This is a genomic window from Kitasatospora sp. NBC_01246, assembly GCF_036226505.1.
Classification (GTDB): Bacteria; Actinomycetota; Actinomycetes; order Streptomycetales; family Streptomycetaceae; genus Kitasatospora.
Genome location: NZ_CP108484.1, coordinates 1,515,387 through 1,535,216, shown reverse-complemented (window position 1 = coordinate 1,535,216; position 19,830 = coordinate 1,515,387). Strand labels below are relative to the sequence as shown.

The following is a 19,830-nucleotide window of genomic DNA, read 5'->3' as shown; positions in this document are numbered from 1 at the left end:
CGGTCCTCTCAGAGCGTGGGGATGCGGACGCCCGCGTCGGTGGCTCCCTGGGCGAACCAGGCCGGGAAGCTCTCCGGGTAGCGCATCCGGGCGATCTCGGCCAGCCGGGGGATCAGCCGGGAGACGCCGTTCATCGTCCGCATCGAGTCCACGGCGATCTGGCTCAGGAAGCGGTGGTTGTCGCGCACATGGGGCCGGGCGTAGCTGAAGAAGACCCCGAACTTCTCCCGGCCCGGGTCCCGCAGGACGGTGGTGCTGGTGTGCATCAGACGAGCGTTCCACATCACGACGTCGCCCGCTCGGGTATCGACGCGTTCGCGGAGATCCGACTCGCCCACCGTCCGCGCCGGGATGTCGAACTCCGGTTCGGTGGTGCCGTATCCGTCGAAGGACATCAGGTGCGAGGCGCGCACCACGTCGATGCCGCCGCCGCCGACCGGGTCGTTGTCCTGGAGGTACAGCCCGCACTGGACGTGGGCGAACCCGGGCTCCCAGACGTACGAGGCGGTCGGTCCGACGAAGGTCGCGTCGACGTGCCAGGGGACGTACACGTTCTTGCGCGCCGTGCAGTTCGGGTACAGCACGGGGTGGTCCTCGCCCAGCAGTTCCTTGGCGGCGCGCACCACGCGCTCGCGCAGCACGATGCCGGCCAGGAAGTCGTCGGCGAGGAAGTCGCTGGTGAGCATCTCCTGCGAGCCGGTGCCCGTGAGGTAGCCGGAGCACAGGGCCCGGGCGCGCTCGACCTCCGGGGCGTCCAGGACCCCGCGCAGGATCACGTAGCCGCGCCGGGCGAAGTCCTGGGCGGAGACCTCGGCGGAGACCTGGGCGGAGACCTCGGCGCACGCTCCGGCGGCGGGCGCGGGGGCGACCGTGGCGGTGCCGTTCGCCGCCGTCATCGCTGGACCCGCACCGGGCTGCCGGGGACGACGCACGCGGCCAGGCCTTCGAGCTGGCCGTAGCCCAGGCCGCAGCAGTCGCCGGTGATGTCCTCGTCCAAGGCGTCCGCCGGGTGCTCCGCGTCGGTCGCGGTGAAGGTCTCCAGGTCGATCGGCTCCGGGTCGTCGTCGACCCAGACCAGCGCGCCGGCGGTGATCAGGTCGAGGTGGACGTCCGCGATGTACGGGACCTTGCTGACCCGCTGGTTGTGCTGGCCGAAGCCCAGGTGGACACCGCAACGCCGCTCGTTGATGTGCGAGTTGGCGGTGATGAACTCGTCGATGCCCCGGTTGGTGCCCAGGCCGAACTCCCCGACGTTGCGGCCGTAGGGGCTGTTCAGGCAGAGCTGGAACATCGCGTCGAGCTCCGGGTCGGCGCAGGTGAGGGAGACGGCCTGGCCGTTCTCGATCTCCACCCGGACCGGGTTGGCCGCCAGGCTGGCGTTCAGCGGGGTGATGATGTTGGCGTTGAAGGCGCCGTCCGCGACCAGCACGCCGTCGACCGTGACCGGGTACGTCGCGACCTCGCCGGCCGGCAGGATGGTGAAGCCGCCGGGCCGCCAGACGCCCCGGTTGCTGATCCAGTGGTACTTGTCCGCGTCCAGCTCGATCGTCAGGTCGGTGCCGCCCCGGCTGGTGACCCGCACCTTGCGGGCCGGCTTCACCCGCTCCAGCAGCGTCGCGTTGAACCGGGTCAGCTGCGCCGGCGCCAGGTTGAGGGACTTGGTAAAGAACGCGGTGGAGGCGCTGATGATCCGCAGGATCATCGTGCGGTCGCCGCCGAACCTCCGCAGCGCGTTCTCGAAGACGTTGAAGTGCGACATGGTGTCGCGCTCCAGGGTGAGGATCACCAGACGGCCCGGCAGCGTCTCCGGGTCGGGGAGCACCGCCTCCAGGCGCCCGGCGAACTCCGGGTCCTCCAGCTTGCGCATCGGGACGATCGGCGCCGTGAAGCCCCGGTGCCGGAGCGCGAGCGCCAGCCAGGCCGCCGGGTCGCGGCTGTCCGGGGTGTAGGTGATGACGAAGGTGTCGGTGCTGTTGACGAGGACGTAGTCGTCCAGCAGGACCTTGACGCCCTGCTGGACCTTCTCGTCCGGAATGACGAAGTTCATGGTCGAGCTCCTCGGATCGACGGGGACCCGCCGGGCGGATCCGCAGGCGCACATCGCGCACGGACGGTAGGGGTACGGTGCGGCGGACGAGGCAGGGGCACCCGTCGCCCGGCCGGAGGAGGTCCTCCGGCGCGGTGCGGCGAGTGCCCCTGCCGGCACTGCTAGTTGTTGTAGAAGGTCGAGTACGAGACCTTCCACGCCACGTCGCCGAGGCCGTCCTCGTCGACCTCGGCCGGCTCGGCGGCAGCCATCGTGTTGACCAGTTCCTCAAGCTCCTCGAACGCGGACATCGCAGTCTCCTTCGGCTGGTGGTCGTCAGCGGGCTGCTGACTGGTCCCATGCTGTGGCCCGGGTCGGAGCGGGCGGTAGTGGTCACTTCCTGCACTCCCGAAGGCCTGGCCTGAACCGGCCTCCCGGCGGCCGGACGGACTGTCCCTGCCATGTCGGCCCGAGGCCGGTGCAATCTGCTGACCAGCCCGGAAAGCCCCTGTATACAGGTTTCCGACACCCACGCCGCACCCCCGGAGGCAGGACCATGAGCAACTTCGCTGGCACCAAGGCCGGTTCGGACAAGCGGCGGTCGCCCGCCCGCCTCGTGGCGACCGCCGCCGCCCCGGCCGCCGGGAGCCGCGGGGCCTCGGGCGACGACGACGGCTTCGGCTGGCAGGTCGCGCCGCGCTCCTGAACGCCCGCGGTCCGCACACCTCACGCACGCCTCACGCAGGCCGCCCGAGCCCGTCGCGTCGCAGGAAGGAACGAACGGTGACTCACCCCGAATCCGCACCGGAGGTGCTTCGCTACCCCTTCGGGGAGCCCCACCTCCTCGACCTCGACCACCGCTACGCCGGCCTGCGGGACACCGAGGGGCTCGGCCGGGTCGAGGTCAGGGACCTCGGTTCGGCGTGGCTCTGCTCCCGGTACGCCGACGTCCGCCGGATCCTGACCGACAGCCGCTTCGGGCTGACCCCGCCGGCCGACCCGGCCACCCCGCCCGACGGAGCCGGTCCGGCCGCCGACGCGGCCGCGCGCTGCCCGGTCGCCGCCACCGGCGCGAACACGGCGGCAGCACCCGGGCGGGAGCCGGCGCCGACCTCCGCGCAGGTGACCAGGGTGACCAGGGGCGGCCTCAAGCCCCGGCAGGTCGAGCGGCTGCGCGGGGCGACCGAGAAGATCGCCGACGAGCTGCTGGACGGGCTGGGCCGGCTCGACCGTGGCGGGCCACCCGGGGCCCGGGCGACCACCGATCTGATGGCCGGATTCGTCAAACCCCTTGCCGCCGAAGTCCTTTGTGAACTGCTCGACATACCCGCCGGGGAGCGCCCCGGAGTGCGGGCCAGGCTGCTGGGAGCGGCCACCACCGCGTCGCCCCCGTCCGGGGCCGACCAGGAGGACCGGCGCGCCCTCGCCCGCCGGCTGGCGGAGCTGATCGCCGCCCGCGACCCGGCCGGGCGGAGCGCCGACGACCTGCTGAGCGCCATGATCCGGGCCCGCGGCGAGGGCGAGGAGCGGCTCTCCGACCGCCAACTGGTCATAGCCGCACTGCGGTTGCTCCTGCCCGGGCTCCAGAACACCGTTCTGATGCTGTCCAATTTCGTACGCGCGCTGATGCACCACCGCTCCGAGCTAGAGCGGCTGCGCCACCGGCCGGACCTCGTACCCTCCGCCGTCGAGGAACTGATCCGCTTCACGCCGTTCCACAGCACCTCGACCTTCCCCCGCTACGCCTCCGAGGACGTCGAGGTCGGCGGCACGCTGATCCGCCGCGGCGAGGTCGCGGTGGGAGCGCTCTGCGCGGCCAACCGGGACGAGCGCGCGTTCACCGACCCGGACAGCTTCGACATCGGGCGCGGCGAGAACGCCCACCTCGGCTTCGGCATGGGGACCCACCACTGCCCGGGCGCCGCCCTCGCCCGGATGCAGCTCCAGGTCGCCATCGCCGCCCTGGCCCGCCGGGTCGACGACCTGTACGTCGCGCCCGTCGCGAACGCCCGGTCGGTTCACGATCCCGGCGGCCGCGTCATCGGCTGGTTCGACCCGCTGCCCGCGACCTGGTCCGCGATCCGGCCCTGACCCCGTCCCCGCCCCCGTCCCCGCCCCCGCCCCCGCCCCCGGGGCCGGACCCGACTCGGGTCCGGCCCCGGGGGCGCGTCCGTGCTACGCGGCGGCCGGGCAGGTCATGGCGATGGTCGGGCTGCCGCCCGCCTCGATCCACTGCCTGCCCTCGTAGGTCTGCGTGCCCTGCGCGTACTCGTAGTAGAAGTAGAGGACGCCGAAGGCGACGACGGAGGGGCTGTGGCAGTCGGACTCGGGGGTGAACCGGTAGGCGAGCCGCACGCTGCGGCTCTCGCCAGGGGCGATGGGCACGACGGGTGCGGTCATGTTGAAGTACGACAGGGTCTGCTCGAACCCGCACGCGCTGGCGTCACCGGTGCAGGAGACGAATTCCGGACGCGAGCCGGCCGGGGTCGGTGAGGTCTGTTCGGAGGCGTAGGTCGTCACGTAGAGGAACTGCACGTCACTGGACTGGTGATTGGTGAAGGTCACGGTCAGCGTGCCGACCTGGCCGGGAGTCACGACGGGGTGGTCCACGCTCAGGGTGAACGACGGCGGGGGCTCGGCGGCGGAGGCCGGGTGGCCGAAGCCCAGCAGGCCGAGGAACAGGGCGATGACGGCGATGAGGCGCACGCGCCTCAGTGCGGGGGCGGGTATACGCATGACGGTTGAGCGTAGGGAAACGATGCCCGTCGCGGCAGCCCCGCCCGGCGGATCCGGCCATGATCCCGCCCGCGCCCGGAGATGAGTACGGGTACTCAGGAATCCGGCCGGGCGGCTTGGCAGAATCGCCGGATGGACGAGACCCCCTCCCGCCCCGGGCGCCTGCGGCGGCCCGCGCGCACCGGCACCGGGGCCGATGTGGCCCTGGGCCTCCTCCTGCTGCTGCTCGTCGCCGGGGCGCTCGTCGCCCGGCTCTTCGACTCCGGCATGGAGGGCTGGGCCCGGTCGTACGACGGCCCGGCCGGGCAGGAGGCGATCCGCCGCCTGCACCGGCGGGACGGCGACTTCATCGGCTGCGAGATGGCCGCCGTCCTCGTCCTGGCGGCCGTGGCCGCCTGGGCCCGCCGCCCCTGGACGGCGGCCCTCCTCCTGCTGGCCACGGCGGGCCTGGTCGCGGCCCTGGTGGCCCAGGCCCATCTGTCGGCGTGACGCCGGGGGCGGGCGCGGGCCCGGGCGGGGGCTACGCGTCCTCGACCTCCAGGCCGTAGGCGACGACGGCCTGGTGCAGTCCTCCCTGGTAGCCGGCGAGCGCGGGGGTGAAGTCCCAGTTCCCGGCGGGGTCGCGGTCGAAGCGGCCCAGGCGCATCGCGGTGTTGGTCTCGGCGCCGTCGGCCAGGTGCACGACGGCCGGGGCCTGGTCGGCGCCGGCTTCGAGGATCAGCGCCGGTCCGGCGAACCCGGCCATGGTGGCGCTCGGACGGTTCGCGGTGTCGGCCGCGGCGACGATGACGAGCCGGTCGGCGTCGGCGGGGAGCGCGTCGAAGTCCACCATCAGACAGGCGTTCGCGTCGCCGTAGCCGGTCACCAGCCGGACCGAACCGTCCGGCGTGGAGGCGTTGTTGTAGAAGACCAGGTGCTCGTCCGACAGCGCCCTGTTCCCCTGGCACACCAGGGCGGCGATGTCGTACTCCTCCTCGCCGGTCCAGTGCAGGAGGAGCCGGGCGGGCTCGGTGGCCAGCTCGATCCCGGACAGGCCGTCGCCGCCCTGGTCACCGGCACCGTCATCGGCGCAGTCGTGGTGCGCGGCCGCGAACACCTCGTGGAAACCGTGGTGCTTGAGCAGGCCGACCAGTTCGGCGCCGTTGATCAGGGTGATGGGCTTGCCCGCCACGAACTGGTGCGAGCTCGGGCCGAACCGGCTGGTGGTGACCAGGACGCCCTTCGTCGCGGCCCGGTCGTGCTGGAGCGTGCCGTAGAGGTCCCGCACGGCCGACGGCGTGACGGTGTCCCGGTACCGCTTGACCTGCACGATCACGTTTCCGCCGCGGAAGGGATCCGTGTCGATCCCGCGCACGTCCACGCCGCCGTCCCGCGAGCGGGCGGTGAGCTCGACCTTCATGCCCATGGCCTCCATCAGCCGGGCTATCAGCTGCTCGAACTCGACCGGGTCCATCGCCAGGAGGAGCTGGAGCTCGCGCACCCGCTTGGCCATCCGGCCGCGGTTCGCGTTGGTGTCGTCGCGGAGGTGGCGGAACAGCATCCGCTGGGCGTGCCGCTCGCTGGTGTCGGGATTGCTGAGGCGATGGAGCTTCCGGCTCCGGGGCATACGGTGCTCCCTTGCAGGGGTGGCTGGTGGGGCAGGCGTGACGGTGGACGACTCGCCGACGCGGCGTCAGTCGTGTGTCGCCACCGATAGTAGGGCCTGCGCCTGGACAGCTCCTGCGAGCATGAGCATGACTGGCGGTGATTCAGTTGTCTTGTGGGCGGAGGGAGTTGGACGAACAGCCCTGGAACGGCGGGGCCGGTGGCAGATCGGCCCGGCCGTGGTGGGAGCAGGTCCTGCCGGACCCGGCCCGGGGTGGGTCAGGCGTTGCGCTTCACCGCGAGGAAGCCGGCGGTCTGGCCGGCCGGGGCCAGGTTCTCGCCGGTGCCGTGGGGCTCGGCGCGCAGGACGGTGCCGGCGAGGGTGGTCCGCTGGTTCACCCCCGTGTCCCAGTGGTGCAGGATGATGCCGTCGTAGTCGTAGTGGAAGTCCGAGATCGGGGTGCCGGGCCGGCCCTTGCCGGTGAGGGTGAAGGCCACCGGCGAGGAGCCCGACACCTGGCCGGTCATGACCATGGCCTCGGCCTCGGTGCCCGGCGGCGCCGGGAAGACCAGCAGGCCGCTGACGGTGCCGTCCGGCGCGGCCGTCAGTCTCAGCTCCAACTGCGCGAACCGCAGTCTGTTGAAGTCCTGGACCGGGTCCGGCAGCTCCAGGAAGCTCCGGTAGGTGTAGGTCCCGGTCAGCTCGGCCGCGTCCATGGCTCCTCCTGAACGGTGCGACGCCATTCGGTCCCCCTTCCAGCCTGCCGGGGTCGGCCGGACTCCGCGAGCGCGGCGGGGCGGACCGGCCCGGCCCGGCGGCCGGTCCGGGCGCTCGTCGTCACGGAGGGTGCGGGGGAGCCGGGCGCCCCCGGTCAGCGGCGGCCGGTGCGGCGGGCGGGCGGGGTGATGCGTATCCGCTGCGCGGGGGGCGCGCTCTCCAGGTCGTGGAGCTGTGCGGTGATGGTGGCGCGCAGGTCGTCGTCGTCCTCGAAGGTGTGGTCGTTGAACAGGGTGTAACCCGTCCACATCAGGTTGGCGCAGACCCGGGCCGGTACCCGGCCGGTCCGGGCGCCCATGCCGACCAGGGCGACCGAGCGGATACTGCCCGGCGCCGCCGTGTTCTGCCGGTGGACGGCCTGGAACGCGGCGGCGCAGGCCAGGGCCACGTTCAGGGTCTCGCTCACGTTCTGCGAGGACTCCTGCATGGTCGGAGCGGAGATCAGGAACGTCGGGTTGGTGGCGCCGGAGGGCACGCACACCGCGCTCCCGACCGGCAGCGCCCCGGCGAAGCGGTCCCGGATCGCCCGCTGCACGCGCAACTGGATGCCGGCGCCCAGGTGCCGCTTGACGGCCGCGTCGACCCCGCCGTCCATCCGGCCGCGGGAGTTGGTCGGGCTGACCCAGGCGTCGACGACCTCGTCGAGGATCGACCCCTGGCGGATCTCGATCTCCGGAGTGTCGGCGAACGCGGCTCGCCAGGCCTCCACGACCGGCGCGTTGAGGTCGGTCAACACGACCCTGAGCGGCGTCTGCGGGCGATCGGTGGTCATGCTCCACTCCCCTTCGGGACACGGTTCCTCGAACTGGTGACGACGCTATCGCCGACCACTGACAGGGCGACAACGGGTGCGTGCCGCACCGGCGGTGCGCGGAAGCGGGCCGACGGGGCCGGACGGCCGACTGTCGGACCGGGCCGGTACAACAGTGGAGTCCGCCGCGGAGGTGACGGGCCCTCACCGAACGACCGCCGGCACCCGGCGGTGGTCCGTCCGGCCGCCCCGCCACGTCCGCCGAACCACGGCTGTACGGAGTCACACCACCATGAGCGATGCCCACGCCCCCGCGCCGTCCGCCCCGACCGACCCGAGCGACCCGCTGGCGCTCGCGGAGCTCTTCAAGGGCGGCGGCGAACCGTGGCTTCCGCTGCTGAGGCCGGTCATCGAGGCCCAGCCGGACGCGGCCGCGTTCATCGGCCCGGGGCGCGGCCCGGAGGTCGTCCCCGTCCGCGAGCTGACCTTCCAGGCGCTCAAGCCCAACGCGCCGCACAAGTGGAAGGTCGTCGTCTTCGGCCAGAACCCCTACCCGCGGCCGGAGAGCGCCACCGGCATCGCCATGTTCGACAACACCTTCCACGACTGGAAGGACAGCCAGTTCGGCCGGGTGGTCAGCATCCGCTGCATCATCAAGGCGGCGGCGATGTGGAAGCACGGCATCCCCAAGAAGACGCCGATCGCCGACATACGCGGGCTGCTGAAGGAACAGGACACCGTGCAGCCGCCGGAGTGGTTCCAGGCGATGCTCACCCAGGGCGTGCTGCTGCTGAACGCGGCGCTCACCGCGAGCAGCGACGGATCGACGGCGACCGACCGGCACACCGCGTTCTGGCGCCCGGTCGCCGAGCGGATCGTGGAGGAGATCCTCCGGGCCAAGCAGGACGCCGAGGACGAGGAGGACCGGGGCGTCGTCTTCGCGTGGTGGGGCGCGCACGCCCGCAGCCTGAAGAAGGTCGTGCTCCGGCTCCAGCAGAAGTACCCCGGGGTCGAGGTCCGGCACATCGACCACGCCAACCCGGCCGCGCAGGGCGACATCTTCTGCGACGGCGACCACTTCGCCATGGTGAACGCGGCGCTCGCCTCGCTGGGCGCCGAGGGGATCGACTGGCTGCCGGCCAAGGGGTGGAACGAGGGCGCGGCGCAGGGCGGCGGGGAGGGCGGCGATCTCGCCGAACGCATGGGCGCGTTCATCACCTCCACCATGGAGCTGCACCAGCTCTACCTGGAGCGGCTCGCGAGCGTCAAGGACGAGGGGCTCGTCCTTCCCGCGATCACCGGGGTGTTCGACACCCCGCTGATGGACTTCCGCGAGGCCGTCGCCCCGGTGGCCGCGCTGCTGTCCGGTCTGGACCGGCACGTCGAGCGGTCGCACGCCTTCGGCCGCAGGCGGGCGGAGGAGGCGGCGGCCGGCGGGCTCTCCGCCGAGGCCATCTCGGCGCTCCACCTCTACACCTGCGAGTCCGCGTTCTACCGGGAGATCAACGCGATCCTGCGCGCACCGGACCGGAGTCGGGTCGTGCCGTACCTCCCGTACCTGCGGCTGCTGTTCTCGGCGGTGTCGCAGCTCCCGGCCCGCACCGAGCCGCTCTGGCGCGGGGTCTCGCTGGACCTGCGCGCCCAGTACCCGCTCGGACGGACCGTCACCTGGTGGGGCGTCTCCTCCTGCACCTCGGAGCTCGGCGTGGCGAAGGGGTTCCTCGGCAGCCGGGGCAGGCGGACGCTGTTCGAGGTGCTCCCCGTCCGGGCCGCGGGCATCCAGCGCTACTCCGCGTTCACCGGCGAGGAGGAGTTCATCCTGCTGCCGGGCACCCAGCTCAAGGTGACGAACGTGAAGGCCGAGCGCGGCGGCCTGTGCACCGTGACGCTGACGGAGCTGGAGGAGCAGAGCCTGGTCTCCTGACCGTGGCCGGGCAGGAGCCCGGGCGCGGCTCCGGGCTTCTGCCTGAGCGGCTCCGGGCTCCTGCCGAGCGGCTCCGGGCTTTTCCGAGCGGATCCGGAGCGCCGGGGCCGCTCAGGCGCCGATCCGGTGCGCCGCCCAGAACGGAGCCAGGTCCTCCGCGGTGGCGGCCCCGGCGGCGGCCAGGAACGCGGGGGTGTCGCTCACGCCGTACCAGTGCGCGCGGGTGTAGCCGCGGAGCAGGCGGGCCATCGCGTCCGCGCCGATCAGCCGCCGCAGGTCGTGCAGCGCGCAGGCGCCGTAGTCGTAGACCACCACCCCGTACCGGTCGGGGTGCTCGTCCCAGTAGGCCATGCCGTTGGTGATCCGCTCCTCGGGGCCGGACCAGGCGACGTGGCTCCAGCAGTCCGAGCCGTCCCGGCCGAGGGCGAGGTCGGTGGCGTACTCGGCGAAGGACTCGTCCAGCCAGGGCTGGTGGTACTGGTCGTCGCCCACGATGCCGTACCACCACTGGTGCGCGATCTCGTGGACGAGGGCGGTCGTCTTCACCCGGTCCAGGACGAAGCCCGGGTACTCCATGCCGCTGAACCAGAGGTCGTCGTCCAGCACGACGTCCAGCTCCGCGTACGGGTAGCCGCCGAAGGCGCGGGCGTGCGTGTCCAGCGCGGACACGGCGAGGTCGAGCATGGTCCGGGCGTCCGCCGCACCGACTCCGGCCACCGCGTGCACGGTGACCCTGACCCCGCCGGCCGAGACCGCGGAACTCCTCTCGAACGGGCCTGCGGACCAGGCGAAGTCACGCACCTGCCGGGCCGTCGCCGTGGTCACGGTCCGTCCGGCGGCGCCCGGGCCGTCGGCCGAGCTTCCGGAGGCCGGGACCCCTAGGGCCGCCGGGTGGTCGAGCACCACGGTGAAGTCGGCGGCCAGCGCGTAGAAGGACTCCCCGGTGTCGGTGAACGGGTCGAGGTGCCAGCCGTCGGCGTCCCGCACGGCGAGCACCGGCAGGGCGTTGCCGAAGTGGCTGTACGCCCCGTGCCGCCCGAACCGCCCGGCCTTGTCCGCGAGTTCCGGTGCCCTGAGGTCGAGGTCGAAGCCGATGCTGTGGCGGCCCCCGGGGCGCAGCGGGGCCGGCAGGGCGACCCGCAGCACCGTGCAGTCGGCCGACAGGGTGGCCGCGGCGCCCCCGACCAAGCGTGTCACGGTGACGGCCGGCGCCGGGCAGCCCCCGTGGGCGTTGCCCCACAGCCGCAGGTAGACCTCGGGGAGGGGCTCCGCCGAGACATTGGTGAAGCTCACCCGCTCGTGGCCGGTCCAGCGGGCGCCCGAGGAGTCCCCGGTCAGCGCGACGGTGTAGGCGGCCGCCGCCGGTGTGCCGACCGGTTCGGCGGACCGCTCCCGGCCGGGCGGGGCGAAGCCCGTCACGGTGGCGACCAGCGCCAGGCAGGCGAGCAGCGCGGCCAGCAGCCGGGCCGGCGGACGGCCCGGTGGGCGGCCCGGTGGGCAGTCCGCGGGGGCCGCCCGGGAGCCGTGGCCCAGGGACGGGGCCGGGGCCGGGGACGGGGCCGGGGCCGGGGACGGGTCTGGGGACGGCCCCACGGACGGCCCCGGGGCGCCGGCGGACGGCGGCCGTCCGGCCGGGCGGTGCGGCGGCACGGCCGGACGGGTCCCGTCCCGGCCCGGGGTGCGGGACGGGACGGGACCGGGAGTCGGTCGGAGGACGGTCACCGGGCGCCGCTGCCCTCCCGCTGCCGCAGTACCGCCAGGTCGACCGCCCGGTCGACGGCCGCCAGGCCGGCGGCGAGGTCCGTGTGAACCACGTACTCCACCGAGGCCACCGTGTGCAGGCCCTGGACCAGGAAGGTGTACTCCCGGTCGCGCTCCAGCAGCAGCACGATCGGCTTGTCGAAGGCGCTGGCCCAGCCGATCTCGATGTGGGTGCCCGGCGAGGCGGGGTGGCCGGGCAGGGCGACGAACACGTCGGCCTTGCGGATCTCGTCCTGGTCGAGCTTCGTGCACTGCTCCGGCCGCATCAGCTCCGCCCCCCAGGCCTCGCGCCGGTGGGCGTTGTGCACGGCGAGTCCCTGCGACTCGAAGTGCTTGATCAGGATGTCGAACGGGGCCCGCGACTCGGCGGACATCTCTCCGGTCTCCGGGTCCAGGAGCTGGATGAACGGGCCGGCGAGGAACACCGACCGGATGCCCAGGTCGGGGCGGGAGCCGTTGGTCAGGGTGATGCTCATGGGGGGAGGTACCTCCGGAACAGCGCCGGTGCGCGGGGTGGGTGGGGGTCGGCCGGCGGCGGTCACGGGCCGGACCGGCCGAGGGGGAGCGGTGGACCGGTCAGTCCTTGAGGAAGCACTGGATGAAGGCGTCACCGCTGGTGCCGCCGTGGGTGTACTCGGTGGTGTCGTAGGCGACGAAGGGGTGCCGCTCGACCCGGATCGAGCGGAAGTGCGGCAGGTACTGCCAGCGCAGCTCCGGCTTGGTGCTGAAGAAGGGGATGAACACTCCGCCGGGGCGCAGCACCCGGACGACCTCGGGCATGGTCCTGGCCCACAGCTCGGCGTCGGTCCAGACGTCCATGTCGAGGGCGGGGTCGAAGAACATCCCGTCGATGCTCTCGGACGGCAGCTCGAAGATCCGCTGGAAGAAGTTGCCGCGCTCGATGGCGAGGTTGCCGGGCAGCTCGGGGTGGCGGGCCCGGAAGAGGTCCTCGACCTCGTCGAAGAGCTCCAGCACGGTGTGCCGGCGGGTCGCCGGGTTGCCCGCGATCCGCAGCGCGGACAGGCCGAGGCCCAGCCCCACCTCGTAGAAGTCCTTGCCGTACTCGCAGAGCATGTCCGCGCTGGCCCACATCAGGTCCCGCTCCCAGGCCTGCATGGCCTGCTCGCCACCGATGCTGAGGGTCACCTCGCCGTTCTGCTCGATCAGTTCGATCGCCGGCTTGGTCTGGCTCTCCATGGTTCTCCTTGGGTTGTGCGGTGGGTCAGGCGCTGCGGGGGACGACCCCGAAGTGGCGCCGGGCCGTCGAGACGGCGAGGTCCTGCACGGCGAACACCGTGAAGTAGTAGGCCTGCGGGGCGGTGTCGGCGGCGAACCGCACACGGAACCCCACCTCCTCGGGCCGGCCCCCGGTCAGCCGGAGCCGGGTGGTGACCGGCTCGACCGTGGTGTCCTCGCGCAGGTAGCTCGGGACGAAGAGGCCGAGGCGGACGGGGCCGCTCCGGGCCGCGGTGACCATGGCCCGGATCTCCAGCACCCCGCCCTGCTCGACCTCGTCGGGGGCGTGGGCGAGCAGCGCGGGGGAGTCCGGGAGCCGGAAGGTGACGTCGCCGCAGCGCATGCAGACGGCGCAGGTGGTGTCCAGGATGTGCGGGAGCAGGCCGCGCCGGGTGAACTCCTGGGCGGGGCGGCCGCAGTGGCAGGTGACCTCGCGCACCTGCGGGTCCAGGCTGCTGCGGTCACCGAAGTGCGCCGGGTAGTTCATCAGTTCGTGCTCGGGGTTGGCCGCGACCTGTTCGGTGATCACGTGGTCGAGGGACTGCAGGTCGGCCGTCAGCGAGCCGTGGATCTGCTCGGGCGACTGGTCGGCGAGATGGGTCGGCCGCGCCACCCAGAGGTCGACCTTCCGGGCGAGCCTGGTCAGCCGGGGCCGTAGCGGGTGGTTGTGGGGCAGCAGCTCCGAGCCGAGGTAGGCGGTGAGCCGGGCGCCCACGGTGAGCAGCAGCGGGTCGGGGCGGTGGTCCGCCGGGGCGGGCGGCGGCGGGGTGTCCTCCGGCGCCGACGGCAGCCCGAAGCGCATGAACGCCGGGTACGGGTGCGAGCCGGCCAGGCTGGCGTTGAGGGTGTCGACGGAGTCCGCGCCGACCAGGGCGCCGTGCATCCAGGCGACGTTCTCCGGCCGGTCGGAGTCGTGCACCGACACGGCCGAGACCACCGTGCGGGCCGGGCCGTCGAGCGCGTTCAGCAGCAGCTGGTACTTGGGGTCGTACAGCGCGAGGTCCGCGAGCGGGCCGCTGTTGCACGCGCTGAGCACCAGCTCCACGGCCTCCACCCGGTTGAGCGGGACGAGCTTGTCCTCGGGCTTGTAGCAGGGCAGTCCGTAGGCGCAGCGCGGGCCGAGCAGCCCGGGCACGGCCGTGGCCGTGCCGTTGAGGCCGCAGATGGTGAACTCGCCGAGGTTGACGCTGTCGTCCTTGCCGTGCCCCTGGAAGGCCACCCGCCGCCACCGGGTGCCGAGGATCCGGGCCTGGATGTCCTCGCGCTCGAAGTCACGGTCGTCGAAGACCTGGACCCCGGGCAGCCGGGGCGGCCGGTCGGTGTCGGTGAACAGGCCCAGCGCGTCGACGTCGAGGGCCGGTTCGGCGTACTGCTTGGCGATGTTCCAGCCGACCGAGGCGTCGTCCCGGCCGCTCAGCAGCGTCAGCCCGTGGCGCCGGCCGCGGTAGGTGTCCAGCAGCAGGTCCCGGACGGGGTCGAGGGTGAGCCGGTCGTAGCGGCCGACGAGCAGCAGCGAACCGCTGTGCCGCGCCCGGAACGACGCGACGTCCGCCAACTCCTCCTCGGCCACCCATGTCCGGGCGAGCGGTCGGGCCAGCTCGGCGAGCCCCTCGGGCAGCTCGGCCGCGCCGAGGACGATCCCGAAGTCGAGCGGGTGCGGTTGCCGCCGGCCGCCGTACAGCCGGCCGGCGAGCTCGACGCTCTGCGCCAGGTCGGCGCGGTCGTCGGTGGGCACCGGCACCGGCAGGAGCTGCGGGGAGTCCAGGAACTCCCGCACGGCCCGCGGTAACTGGTGCCGGGTGACGGTGCGGAACAGGGCGGCCAGACCGGGAGTGTCGGGCCGTCGGTCGGGCCGTTGGTCGGCGGGGGCGGCGTTCATGGTGGACCACCTCTGGGGCGTGGGAAGGACGGATGGGACGGCGGGTGCGACGGGCCGGCGGGCCGCTGCGCAGGCGGCCGGGCAGCCGGGGGGGGAGGAGGGGGGCCGCGGCCGGCGGGTCCGGCGGTCATACCGCGCACTCCACCATCGGCGCCGCCCGCCGGGTCAGCAACCCCCGGCAGGCGAAGGCCAGGGCGGCGGCCGCCAGGGCGGTGCCGGTCGCCACGGCGAACACCGCGCGCGGCCCGAGCGGGTCCATCAGCAGCCCGCCGGCCTGCTGGCCCAGCGCGTCACCGAGGACGGTGGCGAGCGAGGCCCAGGTGAACGCCTCGGCCAGGGACCGGCCGTCGGCGATTGTGCTCACCAGGGTCATCTCGGTGGCGGAGACCAGCGCGATGGGTGCGCTCCCCACGGCCAGCGCCAGCGCGAGGCCGAGCTGGGAACCGGCGAGCAGGGTCAGACCCGTCCCGAGGGCGTAGGCCAGCAGCAGCCGGGGGAAGCGCGTCTGCGGCGCCACCTCGGACTGCGAGCGGCCGAGCCAGAGGGCACCCACGGCGCTGCCGACCCCCCAGCACGCGTAGACCACGCCGGCGCCGCCGGGAGCCCCGTGCCGGTCGACGAAGGCCGGGATGGCCAGGGTCAGCAGGCCGATGGGCACCGCGGAGAGGGCCATCACGGCGGTCAGCGCCAGCAGCGCCGGCTCCCGCAGGGGGCCCAGCAGCCGGCGCGGGTCACTCCGGTCGGCGGGTCCGTCGGCGGCCGGGGACCGGGACGGGCCGGTGTCATGGTGGGCCGTGCCGGCGCCGCTGTCGGCACGGATGTCGGCGGTACCGGCGGCTTCGGTACCGGCCGGCAGCCGGGTGTGCGCGAGCCCGAGCGTGCCGAGGCCGCCGATCACCGCGACCGTGGTGAGCGCCAGGCCCGCCGAGCCGACCAGCATCAGCGCCGCCAGCATCAGTGGCGCGCTGATCACCAGTACCTCGGTCAGCAGGGCCTCCCAGAGGTAGGCCGTCTCGCGTTCCTCCTCCCGCAGCGGCAGCCGCGCCCAGAGCGAGCGCATGCAGGCGTTCGCCGGCGGCAGCACCGCCCCGGCGACGACCGCCGCGGCGGGCTGGGCCCAGCCACCGGGGTGGGTGAACCACACCAGCACGGTGAGCGCCGCCGGGTAGGCGAGGGCGGTCGCCGTCAGCACCGCCGCCCGCCCGCGCCGGTCGAGGTGGCGTGCGATCAGCGGACTGCCGAGCGCCATCCCCAGCGTGTACAGCGCGGCCACCAGGCCGGCCTGGGCGTAGCCGCCGCCCTGCTCACGGACCGTCAGGACGAGGGCCAGCGACATCAGGTAGACCGGCAGCCTGGAGACCACGCTCCACCAGGCCGGCCCGGCCACCAGGGGTCGGGTGAGCAGGTCGAGGAAGCGACGGGGCAGGCCGCCGGAGGGGAGGGTCACGCGGTCGGTCTCCGTTCAACAGCCTTAGGGGGCGGCGGAGTCGGGCGCCGGGCCGCTGCGCGGGCGGCCGGCCCGGCGGGGTCAGGTGGGGACGGCATCGGCCTCCCGGGCCGGTACCACCTCGATGGTGAACCGGTCGAGCACCTCGCGCATCCGGGTCTCCACCTCCGCGACCGACCCTCCCACGACATGGGCGTACCCCGAGGCGTTGTGCGAGGCCCGGCGGGCCGCCACCCGGTCACCGGCACCGACCTTGAGGACGGCGTCGACCACCCCGGGCAGGCCCAGGAGCTCCTCCCGGGAGGTGATCCGCCGGATCGTCCCCGACCCGGGCAGCGGCAGCAGCAGGTCGCCCGCGCAGCGGCGCTCGCGGTAGTCGAGCTCCGGCCGGCGGCCGAGGTAGACCGCCAGCGTCGCGCCGAACACGTCGAAGCCGTACGCGTGCCCGTGGTTGGCGGGGATCTCGCAGCCCGCCAGCCGGACACCGATCTCGCCCGCGTACACCTCGCCGTCGATCAGGAAGAACTCCATGTGGGCGTACCCGTGGTCGATGCCCATCCCGGTGATGACGCGCTGGACCAGCGCCCGCACGTCGACCGCCGGCCCGTCGCCGGTGCCGACGCTGATGTTGGCGTTCATCGCGCCGTCGACGATGTCCAGCGGGCGGCAGGGCATCGCGCTCGGCCAGGCGTCCAGCACCTCGCCGCCGAGCACGATCGCGCACACCTCCCACTCGGTGCCGCCGAGGTGCTCCTCCACCATCCAGCGCCGGGCGCCGAGGTCGATCCCGGCGAGGTCCCCCGGCCCGGCCAGCCGGTAGGTGTCCACGCAGGCGAACGAGTCCACCGGCTTGAGCACCACCGGCCAGCCGTGCCGGTCGGCGAACCGCCCGATCTCGGCGCCCGACCGTACCCTGGCGAACTCCGCCGTCCGCAGCCCGAGTTGCCGGAAGCGCTCCTTCATGACGGCCTTGTCCCGGACCAGGGTCACCTGCTGCTCCGTCAGGTGCGGGAGGCCGGCCAGCGCCGCGAACCGCTGGGCCGCCGCCTGCCGGGGCTCCGACGGGTTGCAGAACCGGGTGGGCGGTACCGGCAGCCCCGCCGCCCACTGCCGGTACCGCTGCGCCTCCTGGGCCGGCGCCGCGCCCTCGCGCACCCAGAAGGCCGGCAGGTGCGCGGTTTCGAGGAGGTAGTCCTCCGAGAGGTCCTGGCGCGTCTCGGCGAACCGCAGCAGGACCAGCCGGTCGGCCAGTTCCCGGGCGGCGTAGCGGGTGAAGGAGGACGGCCGGTCGTCCACCATCAGCAGCACCTCGGTGTCGTTCACACCGACTCCAGCACCTGGCGGACGGCCTTGGCCGCGAGGGCCTGCTCCTCCTCGGGCAGTTCCGGGGAGAGCGGTACGCACAGCGTGCGGTCCAGGACGTCCCTGGTCCGGGCGAAGCCGTCGTGGCTGAGGGCCAGGGGGACGTCGGGGGCGTGGTTCCACGGGAAGCCGTCGCGGTAGAGCGAACGGCGGCCGGTGAGCACCGGGTGGTCGGGCAGCAGGTACTTCCCGAGCGTCCAGTTGGCGATGCCGGCGGCGCTGAGCGCCGCCACCGCGGCGTCCCGCAACTCCCGGCTCTCGCAGCGGAACCGCAGACTGACCTTGACGTCGCCGGCGGCCCGCGGCCGGACCTCCAGGTCGGGCCGGTCGGGCAGCTCGCCCATCGCGATGGCGTACATCCGCTCCAGCCCCGCGAGCAGCTCGTCGAGGTGCCGGAACTGCTGGCACTGGACGGCCGCGACCTGCTCGCTGGTCACGAAGTTCTCGCCGAAGTGGGCGTCCTGGTTCCACGTCGGGTAGTGGCCCGGCACCCGGGCCGAGCCGTGGTCGTGGTAGCAGCGCATGGTCGACCAGGCGTCCTCGTCGTTGGTGACGAGCAGGCCGCCCTCGCCCGAGGTGAGGACCTTGTTGTGGTGGAAGCTGAACGTCCCGGCGTATCCCGCCGTGCCGACCTGCCGGCCGTCGGGGAAGCGGGCGCCGAGCGACTGCGCGCAGTCCTCGACGAGGTACGGCACCCCGGCCGGCAGTGGGGCGACGGTGCCCTCCATGTGGGCGACGATCACCCGCTGCGCGTCGGGCGGCACCAGCGTCGGGTCCATCGAGAGCGAGTCGTCGGCGTCGACGAGCACCGGGATCAGGCCGCAGGACAGCACCGCGCCGGCCACCGCGACGAAGGTGACCGCGGGGATGTACACGAGGTCCCCGACGGCGGGGCGGGTGGAGATCAGCGCGAGCCGCAGCGCCTCCGTGCAGTTGTGGACGGCCAGCGCGTGGCCCGCGCCCAGCCGCTCGGCCACCGTCCGCTCCAGCCGGGAGGCCATGCTCTCGGTCTCGGTCTGGTAGCGGAAGAGGACCTGGTGCTCGATCACCTTCCGCAGCTCCGACATGTCGGACCAGTCGAGGTAGTTCGCGCCGTAGGGCAGGAAGCGCTGCCCGAGCCGCTTGTCGAGTGAGCTCATGCGGTGTCCGACTCCGTGATCGGCTGCGCGGAACCGTCGACGACCATCTCCTGGCCTCGGTGATTGCGGAGCAGCAGGCCTTCGGGGATCTGGGTGTAGGAGGGCGGCGGGATGGGGATCTTGCCGATCTTCGTGGTGAGGACGTACTGGGGGACGCCGAACCCGGTGATGTGGCCCTGCAGGCCGGCCATGATCTCCCAGCCCTTCTCGACGGACGTCATGAAGTGCGAGACCCCGGTGACGTTGTCGCAGTGGTACAGGTAGTACGGCCGGACCCGGATCCGCAGCAGCTCGGTCATCAGCGTGCGCATGGTGGCGACGTCGTCGTTGATCCCGCGCAGCAGCACCGTCTGGTTCCCGACCGGGATCCCGTGCCGCAGCAGGCGGTCGACGGCCGCCGCGGCCTCCGGGGTGATCTCCTTCGGGTGGTTGAAGTGGGTGTTCAGCCAGACCGGGTGGTACTTGGCGAGCATCGCGCAGAGGTCGTCGGTGATCCGCTGGGGCAGCAGCACGGGGAACCGGCTGCCGATCCGGATGATCTCCACGCTGGGGATCGCCCGCAGACCGGCGATGATCTCCTCCAGCTTGCCGTCCTGGTAGGAGAGCGGGTCGCCGCCGGTCAGCAGGACGTCCCGGATCTCGGGGTGGTCGGCGATGTAGCGGAGGTCCTCGTCGTAGGAACCGCCCTCGTCGTCGCGGAAGTAGGTGCCGTCGACGTCGGTCGTGTGGAACTTGCGGGTGCAGTGGCGGCAGTAGACCGGGCACGCCTCGGTGATCAGCATGATCACCCGGTCCGGGTACTTGTGCACCACCCTGTTGGTCTTGCGGTAGAAGGTGTCACCGACCGGGTCCACCTCGGCGCCGGGGAACTCCATCAGCTCGCCGAGGGCGGGCACCGCCTGCTGCCGGACCGGGCAGCTGGGATCGTCCGGGTCCATCAGCGAGGCGTAGTACGGGGTGACGCTCCAGCGGTACTTGCCCGCCACCCCGGCGATGGCCTTCTCCTCGTCGGGGCTCGGGTTGATCCACTGACGGGCCTTGTCGAGGGTGGTGATGCGCCGACGCATGTGCCAGCGCCAGTCGTCCCAGTCGCTCTCCGGGACCCTGGGACGAATCAGTTCGGGGCGGGTGACAGCCGTGGGTTCGCGAAGGGTGTCGGACATGGCGGCTCCAGTACGACGCGGTCGACGGGTGTGAGGGTGCTGAG

Annotated in this window: 19 protein-coding genes; 4 read left to right on the top strand and 15 right to left on the bottom strand. The window is 73.1% G+C overall.

The features are described 5' to 3' along the window. Positions 1 to 8 precede the first annotated feature (8 nt). The 3 genes from OG618_RS06715 to OG618_RS06705 all read right to left on the bottom strand — a co-directional run bounded on the left by OG618_RS06715 (position 9) and on the right by OG618_RS06705 (position 2,337). Entirely contained in the window at positions 9 to 896 is an 888-nt protein-coding gene (locus OG618_RS06715; protein WP_329486298.1) for a phytanoyl-CoA dioxygenase family protein, read from the bottom strand. After that, positions 893 to 2,047 (bottom strand): hypothetical protein, encoded by a 1,155-nt coding sequence (locus tag OG618_RS06710; protein WP_329486297.1) that lies wholly within the window; start codon positions 2,045 to 2,047, stop codon positions 893 to 895. The genes OG618_RS06715 and OG618_RS06710 overlap by 4 nt, the downstream gene beginning before the upstream one ends. A gap of 161 nt (positions 2,048 to 2,208) precedes the next feature. Next, entirely contained in the window at positions 2,209 to 2,337 is a 129-nt protein-coding gene (locus OG618_RS06705) for a hypothetical protein (RefSeq protein ID WP_329486296.1), read from the bottom strand. 245 nt (positions 2,338 to 2,582) lie between these two features. On the opposite strand from OG618_RS06705, the gene OG618_RS06700 reads away from it, so the two are divergent. Beyond that, positions 2,583 to 2,732: a hypothetical protein gene (locus OG618_RS06700; protein WP_329486295.1), complete on the top strand. Its 150-nt coding sequence runs from the start codon at positions 2,583 to 2,585 to the stop codon at positions 2,730 to 2,732. A 77-nt stretch (positions 2,733 to 2,809) separates the two neighbouring features. After that, entirely contained in the window at positions 2,810 to 4,117 is a 1,308-nt protein-coding gene (locus tag OG618_RS06695) for a cytochrome P450 (RefSeq protein ID WP_329486294.1), read from the top strand. 84 nt (positions 4,118 to 4,201) lie between these two features. On the opposite strand, the gene OG618_RS06690 is transcribed toward OG618_RS06695, so the two are convergent. Continuing rightward, a complete protein-coding gene (locus OG618_RS06690; protein ID WP_329486293.1) occupies positions 4,202 to 4,762 on the bottom strand; it encodes a hypothetical protein in 561 nt (186 codons plus the stop codon). Positions 4,763 to 4,894: 132 nt separating this feature from the next. Here OG618_RS06690 and OG618_RS06685 point away from each other — a divergent pair, with 132 nt between their 5' ends. After that, positions 4,895 to 5,251: a DUF6234 family protein gene (locus OG618_RS06685; protein WP_329486292.1), complete on the top strand. Its 357-nt coding sequence runs from the start codon at positions 4,895 to 4,897 to the stop codon at positions 5,249 to 5,251. Positions 5,252 to 5,282: 31 nt separating this feature from the next. Here OG618_RS06685 and OG618_RS06680 read toward each other — a convergent pair whose 3' ends face one another. The 3 genes from OG618_RS06680 to OG618_RS06670 form a co-directional block, all read right to left on the bottom strand. Beyond that, on the bottom strand, positions 5,283 to 6,368 hold the full coding sequence (locus OG618_RS06680; RefSeq protein ID WP_329486291.1) for a restriction endonuclease: 1,086 nt from the start codon (positions 6,366 to 6,368) through the stop codon (positions 5,283 to 5,285). A 257-nt stretch (positions 6,369 to 6,625) separates the two neighbouring features. Then, on the bottom strand, positions 6,626 to 7,063 hold the full coding sequence (locus OG618_RS06675) for a hypothetical protein (protein WP_329486290.1): 438 nt from the start codon (positions 7,061 to 7,063) through the stop codon (positions 6,626 to 6,628). A gap of 155 nt (positions 7,064 to 7,218) precedes the next feature. Beyond that, entirely contained in the window at positions 7,219 to 7,896 is a 678-nt protein-coding gene (locus OG618_RS06670) for a macro domain-containing protein (RefSeq protein ID WP_329486289.1), read from the bottom strand. Between the two features lie 271 nt (positions 7,897 to 8,167). Here OG618_RS06670 and OG618_RS06665 point away from each other — a divergent pair, with 271 nt between their 5' ends. Beyond that, positions 8,168 to 9,799 (top strand): ADP-ribosyltransferase domain-containing protein, encoded by a 1,632-nt coding sequence (locus OG618_RS06665; RefSeq protein ID WP_329486288.1) that lies wholly within the window; start codon positions 8,168 to 8,170, stop codon positions 9,797 to 9,799. Positions 9,800 to 9,910: 111 nt separating this feature from the next. Here the strand turns inward: OG618_RS06665 and OG618_RS06660 are convergent, their stop codons facing one another. The 8 genes from OG618_RS06660 to blsG all read right to left on the bottom strand — a co-directional run bounded on the left by OG618_RS06660 (position 9,911) and on the right by blsG (position 19,786). Further along, a complete protein-coding gene (locus OG618_RS06660; protein WP_329486287.1) occupies positions 9,911 to 11,392 on the bottom strand; it encodes a M1 family metallopeptidase in 1,482 nt (493 codons plus the stop codon). A gap of 125 nt (positions 11,393 to 11,517) precedes the next feature. Continuing rightward, positions 11,518 to 12,036 (bottom strand): nucleoside 2-deoxyribosyltransferase, encoded by a 519-nt coding sequence (locus OG618_RS06655; RefSeq protein WP_329486286.1) that lies wholly within the window; start codon positions 12,034 to 12,036, stop codon positions 11,518 to 11,520. Positions 12,037 to 12,136: 100 nt separating this feature from the next. Next, the gene (locus tag OG618_RS06650; RefSeq protein WP_329486285.1) at positions 12,137 to 12,757 is read right to left on the bottom strand and encodes a class I SAM-dependent methyltransferase; all 621 of its coding nucleotides are present in this window, start codon (positions 12,755 to 12,757) and stop codon (positions 12,137 to 12,139) included. 25 nt (positions 12,758 to 12,782) lie between these two features. After that, a complete protein-coding gene (locus tag OG618_RS06645) occupies positions 12,783 to 14,675 on the bottom strand; it encodes a hypothetical protein (protein ID WP_329486284.1) in 1,893 nt (630 codons plus the stop codon). 127 nt (positions 14,676 to 14,802) lie between these two features. Next, a complete protein-coding gene (locus OG618_RS06640; protein WP_329486283.1) occupies positions 14,803 to 16,122 on the bottom strand; it encodes an MFS transporter in 1,320 nt (439 codons plus the stop codon). Positions 16,123 to 16,203: 81 nt separating this feature from the next. Continuing rightward, positions 16,204 to 17,445 (bottom strand): ATP-grasp domain-containing protein, encoded by a 1,242-nt coding sequence (locus tag OG618_RS06635; protein ID WP_329486282.1) that lies wholly within the window; start codon positions 17,443 to 17,445, stop codon positions 16,204 to 16,206. After that, a complete protein-coding gene (locus OG618_RS06630) occupies positions 17,442 to 18,623 on the bottom strand; it encodes a DegT/DnrJ/EryC1/StrS family aminotransferase (RefSeq protein ID WP_329486281.1) in 1,182 nt (393 codons plus the stop codon). Before OG618_RS06630 ends, OG618_RS06635 begins: the two co-directional genes overlap by 4 nt. Continuing rightward, positions 18,620 to 19,786 (bottom strand): arginine 2,3-aminomutase, encoded by a 1,167-nt coding sequence (gene blsG / locus OG618_RS06625; protein ID WP_329486280.1) that lies wholly within the window; start codon positions 19,784 to 19,786, stop codon positions 18,620 to 18,622. The genes OG618_RS06630 and blsG overlap by 4 nt, the downstream gene beginning before the upstream one ends. Positions 19,787 to 19,830 lie beyond the last annotated feature (44 nt).